We start from the raw sequence: 6,105 nt of genomic DNA, 5'->3' as shown, positions 1-6,105 counted from the left end.
CCCAGACCCTGAGCACCCGCCCACGACCCCGCCCGTCAGCGCACCCCGCGCGGGACGCGCATCCCGCACCCCGCGCGTCCCGCGCATCCCGCACCCCGCCCCACCGTCCGTCGCTCCGGAATTGGAAGGACCGTACCCATGCAGTCAGAGCGCCCACGCGAAGAAGACGCTTCGCCCGGGGGATCCGCCGCGCCCGTCGCCTACCTCGCCTCGGTCGGTACCGCGCTGCCCGGCGACCCGGTCGACAACGCCATGCTGGCCAGGACACTCGGTGTCAACGAAGAGTGGATCGACGTGTTCATCGGCACCCGGACCCGGCACTTCGCCCGGGACCTGGAGACCGGTGAGGTGCGCTGGTCGCTCGCCGATCTGTGCGCCCGCGCGGCCGAGCGCGCCCTCACCGAGTCCGGTCTCGCCCCGCACGAGATCGACTTCGTGGTCATGGGCACCGCGACCCCGGACCACCTCATGCCCGCCACCGTCAACCACGTCGCCGACCAGCTCGGCCTGGACCAGATCCCCACCTACCAGCTCCAGTCGGGCTGCGCCGNNGCCGGTCTGGTGATCGGCGGCGACGTCTGCAGCAAGCACCTCGACCTGGAGCGGGACCTGTCCACGGCGGCACCCAGCGACCTCGTCAACTACGTCCTCTTCGGCGACGGCGCGGGCGCCGCCGTGATCACCTCGGAGCCGCGCGGACAGCGCCTGGCCCTGAGCGGTGTGCTGAACCGGTTCACCGGTCTGGGCCGCGAGCCCGGCCAGGTCATCGACTGGTTCGGGCTCGCCGACCGGCACGAGGACCGGCAGGCGATCCGGGAGGACTACAAGGCCATCGAGGAATCCGTCCCGGTCATGGCCGTGGAGATCCTCTGGGAGCTGCTGGAGGACCTCGACTGGACCCCGGACCAGGTGGACTTCCTGCTGCCGCCCCAGTTGTCCGGCCGTATGACGAAGCGGATCGCGGAGGAGCTCGGCCTGCCCGACGCCGTCGAGGTGTCCTGTGTCGCCGACACCGGGAACAACGGCAACGCCCTGCCCTTCCTCCAGTTGGAGGCCCTGCTGGCGAAGATCGGCGTGGGACAGCGGGCGCTGGCGATCGCCGTCGAGTCCAGCAAGTGGATCAAGTCCGGCTTCGCCCTCGAAAAGATCTGATCCGCCCCCTCGCACCCGCACACGCCTGATCCGACCACCCGTACACCTCTGCCACCTCTGCCCGGGAGGGCCGTACAGAATGCACACCATCGACGATTTCGTTCGCCTTGTCAGGGACGAGCTCGGCATGCCCCTGGAGGAGCACCAGGTCGCCGCCGATCTGGACCAACTGCCCGAGTGGGACTCGCTGTACCTGCTGAAGCTGGTCACCGCCCTGGAGCAGGCCACCGGCCGCTCGCTGCCCGTCGGCAGGCTGCTGGAGGCCCGCAGCCTCGGGGAGATCTACCAACTGGCGGCCACGACGTGACCGGGTCCCCGACCGGCGGGACCCGGTCGGCCCCCGTACGGGCGCACCCCGAGGACCGGCGCCGGCACACCCTCTACTTCCTGGAGCACGCCGCCCGGCAGCGGCCCGTCCACCTCGACACCGACATCGACATGACCCTGATCGAGGCCCACCGGAGCGACCGGCGGGCCGCCGGCCGGCGCTACTCGGTCGTCACCTATCTCCTGCACGCCACCGGCCGCGTGCTGCACCGCCATCCGGAGGCCAACGCGGTACTGGTCCCGGGGCGGTTCTTCGGGCTGCGCGGACCCCGGACCCTGCGGTTCGGGGAGGTCACCGCCAAACTGGCGCTCGACCGCACCGTGGACGGGGAGCGGACCGTGCTCTCCGCCCTGCTGCCCGCCCTGGAGAGCGCGAGCCTGGACGAGATCCAGCACCGCGTCGACCGCTACCGGGGCCCCGGCACCGAGCAACTGCCCGAGTTCCGGGGTGTCCGGCTGCTCGGCCGGCTGCCGGTGCCGCTCGGGCGGCTCGCCTTCGCCGCCGCACTGCGCGACCCGGCCAAACGGCCGGGGATCTTCGGCACCGTGGCGGTCAGTTCGCTGGGCCACCGCCCGGTCGACGGCTTCCACTCCAGCGGCGGTACCGCCATCACCCTGTGCGCGGGCCGCGTCGTCGACCGGCCGGTCGTCCGGGACGGCCGGCTCGCGGTCGCCCCGGTGATGCGGCTCGGCCTCACCTTCGACCACCGGGTCGTGGACGGCGGTACCGCCGCCGACGTACTCGGTGATCTCAAGCACGAATTGGAGGGCTTCGATGACGGTGCGGAGGAGGACGGCATTCAGCCCCTCGTTCGGGGAGCCGGCGCGGATCTCCGGCCGTGACGGAGCCTGGGACCAGGTCCGCGCGGACCTGGAGGAGCACGATGTGGCCGTGCTGCACGCCAGGGTCGCCGACTGGCGGCCCGACCGGGCGGGCGGCCCACGGCTGCGTGCCCTGCTGGGCCGGGACTGGGACCGCTATCTGGAGATGACGCACCCGGACGTGCGGACGAGGTTCGCCGCGTCCCGGGTGCTGCTGAAGTTCGCCGCGGCGGTGGCACTGCGCGTGCCCCCGCAGGCCGTCGAACTCGGGTACGGCCCCACCGGGCGTCCCTATCTGCGCGGCTACGACGCGGTGGACATCAGCCTCAGCCACACCGAGGACCTGCTGCTCATCGGGCTCACCACCAAAGGTCTGATCGGGGTGGACGCGGAACGCGCGGACCGCCCGCTCTACACACGCGGGCTGCACCGGCACATCTGCACCCCGCACGAACTGACCGTCCTGGAGCGGCTCCCGGCCCATCGCCGGGGTGCCGCACTCGTGCGTATGTGGACGCTCAAGGAGGCCTACAGCAAGGCGATCGGACAGGGCCTGCGCTTCCGCTTCACCGACTTCGGCTTCAGTGGCGACGGGCGGCCCGCCAGGGTCCTGGCCCCGGACGGGGCACCCGGCACCGGAGTCGAATGGCAGTTCCGCACCTTCTCGGTGGACGGCGGCTATGTGGTCAGCGTCGCGGTGAGCGACGCCGGCTTCGGCGGTACGCGGGACACGGCCGCCCTCACCATGCTCGACCCGCATGTGGTCGCGGCCGTGGCCGAGGCACTGGGCGACGAGCCGGAGGCGGAGGCGGAGGACGGGTACGGCGATGGGAGATGGGAAGGGGACGGGGTCCTGGACTGGTGACCGGGTGACCGGGTGACCGGGTGACCGGGTGACCGCCGGGCCGCCGGGCCGCCGGGCTCCCGGGCATGACAAGCGGGGCTCAACCGGTGCGCCAGCAGGGCTTAAGTGAGGACGGCCAGCATCGTCTCGGGCGGGCCGCCCAGCCGGGGGACTTCCCCCCCTCCCGGCCGGGCGCCCGCCCCTCTCGTACGACCGGACAGCCCTGCCCACGCCCGCAGCCGGTACGACCAGGAAGGCCCACAGGCCCTCCGGCCGCATCTCCCCGGCATCGCCCCCGTATCCCGGAGGAGACGGAGAACCACGATGGACCATCTCGGAGAGCTCAAGGAATTCGCGCGGCTGCACGCCCGAGGCCAGGGCATCAGCGAACGTCAGGTCGCGGCCGTACTGCCGAGGATCACCAACGACCTGCCGGGGCACCCCGCGTCCTGGGCCCGGGTGTGGACCGCCGAGGCCGACCGGCTGGCCGCCGAGGGCCACCCGCTGGACGCCTGCCGCCGCTACGCGCTGGCCCGTTTCCCGCACCACGGCGACGACGTACGGCGCCGGGCGCAGGACAACTGCGTACGCACCTTCGACGACTGGCGGCTGCGCCGGGGCGTGGAGCGGCTGGTGCTGGACCACCCGGACGGCGGTACGGTCGCCTGCTGGGCCGGCGGACTCGACGCGCGCCGCCCCCGCCCCCTCCTGCTGATCATGGGCGGCATCGTCAGTGTGAAGGAGCAGTGGGCACCGCTGCTCCCCCGCCTGACCCGCCTGGGCTTCGCGGCGGTGGCGACGGAGATGCCCGGCGTGGGCGAGAACACCCTGCGCTACCACGCGGACTCCTGGCGGCTGCTGCCGTTCCTGATGGACCGGCTGGCCGGCCGCGCCAAGGTGACCGAGACCTCCGTCCTCGGCCTCAGCTTCAGCGGCCACCTCGCCCTGCGCGCTGCCGCGGCCGACCCGCGCATCCGCTCGATCCACACGGTCGGCGCCCCGATAGCCGGGTTCTTCACCGACCCCGTCTGGTGGCCCAGGGTCCCCGGGATCACCGTCGACACCCTGTGCCGCCTGACCGGCGCGGCCGACGACAACGAACTCCGGTCCCTGCTCGCGGACTTCGCGCTCGGCCCGGACGTACTCGGCGCGATCGACATCCCGGTCGGATACGTGGTCAGCTCCCGGGACGAGATCATCCCGCCCACGGAACGCCAGTTGCTCGGCCTCGCGCTGCCCCGCATCCGCTTCAAGGAGTTCGACGACGTCCACGGCTCCCCGGCCCACCTGGGCGCCATGCGCAAATGGCTGATCGCCTCCCTCGTACGAGCCCGCCTGACGAATCGCTTCGCGCCCCGCCGAGCCCCGCTGCCTGGTCTGTCGGTCGTGACGGGTACGGGTACGGGTACGGACGCTGCCGACGCCGTCCCCCGCCGGCCGCACCCGGCTCCCGCCGACTGAGCAACCCGGCAGCCTCCCCGGCGCGGACCTGGCCGGTACCCGGCACCGCACGGCACTCCCGCATCACCCTCAGGTACACCCTCATCTCCACCTTCATCTCCACTTTCATCTCCACCCTCTGATCCGTCAGCTGGTCCGTCCACGCGCCTGGTTCGTCCACGTGCCGCTCCTGCCGAAGGCGGTGGCACGACGACGCCCGCCTTCCGAGGCATTCCCTCGCACACCTACTCAGAGGTGGCTGTCATGTCCTCCGCGCACACCCTCACCGCTCCCTCCTCGTCGTCGGCCCAGGTGTTCGCCCCCTGGCGGACCAGAAGACCCGGCCAGGCACTGCCATGGCGTTCCCTGGCCTCGCTGGGCCTCGACCCCGAGCCCGGCGCCGAGACCGCCCCCCATGCCCCGGGCGGCTGCCGGGCAGGCGGCGCCGAGTCCCCGGGCTCACCGAACGCAGTCGAGTCCGCGCCCGCCCCGCGCCACCCCGTCCGTGACGTCCGTGACCACCACCCGATACCGCAGGAGGCCTGACCCATGGCCGACGCCCCGTTCACCGCCCGCTCGCCGCTCAGGCCGGCCCACCAGCCGGGGCGGCCCAGGCCGCGTGCGGTGGGCCGCAACGAGATCCGGGTCCGTACCCGTGACCTGCACGGTTACCGCTTCGCCTACCGGATGGCGGGCAAGGGCGACACCGCCGTTGTGCTGATTCACGGCATCGGCGACTCCTCCGCGACCTGGGCCGACATCATCCCGGGCCTGGCCGCCCGGTACCGGGTCGTCGTCCCCGACCTGCTCGGCCACGGGGCGTCGGCCAAACCGCGGGGCGACTACTCGCCCGGCGCGTACGCCAACGGGCTGCGTGATCTGCTCAGCGCCCTCGGCATCGAGCGGGCCACCCTGGTCGGCCACTCGCTGGGCGGAGCGGTGGCCGCCCAGTTCGCGTACCAGTTCCCGGAGCGCAGCGAGCGGCTGGTCCTGGTCGGCAGCGGAGGCATCGGCCGCCAGGTGTCCCCGCTGCTGCGGGCCGCCTCGCTGCCCGGCGCCGAGCTGCTGCTGTCGGCATTCCAACTGCCCACGGTGCGCTGGCAGTTGCAGACGGCGATCCGGGTCATGAAGATGCTGAACCTCGGCCTGGGAGTCGACGCGCCCGATCTCCTCCGGGTGGTCGACGCCCTGCCCGACGCGAGTTCCCGCAGTGCCTTCATACGTACCCTGCGGGCCGTCGTCGACTGGCGGGGGCAGGTCGGCACCCTGCTCGACCGCTGCTACCTGGCCCAGGGCATGCCGACGATGCTGGTGTGGGGCGGCCGGGACATGGTCGTACCGGCCATCCACGCGGGCCTCGGCCATGTGTCCATGCCGGGCAGCCGGCTGGAGATCTTCGAGGAGGCGGGACACTTCCCGTTCCACACGGACCCGGAACGCTTCCTCGGTGTGCTCCACGACTTCATCGGCCGCACCGAGCCGGCCCGGTTCAGCTCGGAGGAGTGGCGCCAGCTCCTCCG

At 72.6% G+C, this 6,105-nt stretch carries 7 protein-coding genes and 1 pseudogene; all 8 read left to right on the top strand.

Going from position 1 to position 6,105, the window contains the following annotated elements:
• Window positions 1-138: 138 nt before the first annotated feature.
• Window positions 139-550 (top strand): annotated as a pseudogene (locus AOK08_RS47510) (3-oxoacyl-ACP synthase); the annotation flags it as partial.
• 2 nt (window positions 551-552) lie between these two features.
• Window positions 553-1,152: 3-oxoacyl-[acyl-carrier-protein] synthase III C-terminal domain-containing protein (locus tag AOK08_RS47505; protein ID WP_277816038.1), on the top strand; the 600-nt coding region annotated here is incomplete at its 5' end.
• 79 nt (window positions 1,153-1,231) lie between these two features.
• Complete coding sequence (locus AOK08_RS22565; protein WP_055529149.1) at window positions 1,232-1,459, top strand: acyl carrier protein; 228 nt, start codon at window positions 1,232-1,234, stop codon at window positions 1,457-1,459.
• Entirely contained in the window at window positions 1,456-2,322 is an 867-nt protein-coding gene (locus AOK08_RS22560; protein WP_055529147.1) for a 2-oxo acid dehydrogenase subunit E2, read from the top strand. Before AOK08_RS22565 ends, AOK08_RS22560 begins: the two co-directional genes overlap by 4 nt.
• Window positions 2,255-3,166: a 4'-phosphopantetheinyl transferase family protein gene (locus AOK08_RS22555; RefSeq protein ID WP_055529145.1), complete on the top strand. Its 912-nt coding sequence runs from the start codon at window positions 2,255-2,257 to the stop codon at window positions 3,164-3,166. Before AOK08_RS22560 ends, AOK08_RS22555 begins: the two co-directional genes overlap by 68 nt.
• Before the next feature lie 303 nt (window positions 3,167-3,469).
• Complete coding sequence (locus AOK08_RS22550; RefSeq protein ID WP_107101015.1) at window positions 3,470-4,606, top strand: alpha/beta hydrolase; 1,137 nt, start codon at window positions 3,470-3,472, stop codon at window positions 4,604-4,606.
• Window positions 4,607-4,849: 243 nt separating this feature from the next.
• Window positions 4,850-5,131, top strand: coding sequence for a hypothetical protein (locus AOK08_RS22545; RefSeq protein ID WP_055529143.1), 282 nt, complete (start codon window positions 4,850-4,852; stop codon window positions 5,129-5,131).
• 3 nt (window positions 5,132-5,134) lie between these two features.
• Window positions 5,135-6,105 (top strand): alpha/beta fold hydrolase (locus AOK08_RS22540; RefSeq protein ID WP_055529141.1); only part of this gene is annotated, 971 nt, incomplete at its 3' end.

This window comes from Streptomyces graminilatus (assembly GCF_001418565.1).
Classification (GTDB): Bacteria; Actinomycetota; Actinomycetes; order Streptomycetales; family Streptomycetaceae; genus Streptomyces; species Streptomyces graminilatus.
Note: the sequence above shows the minus strand (reverse complement) of the source record. Positions and strands in the feature narration are given on the sequence as shown.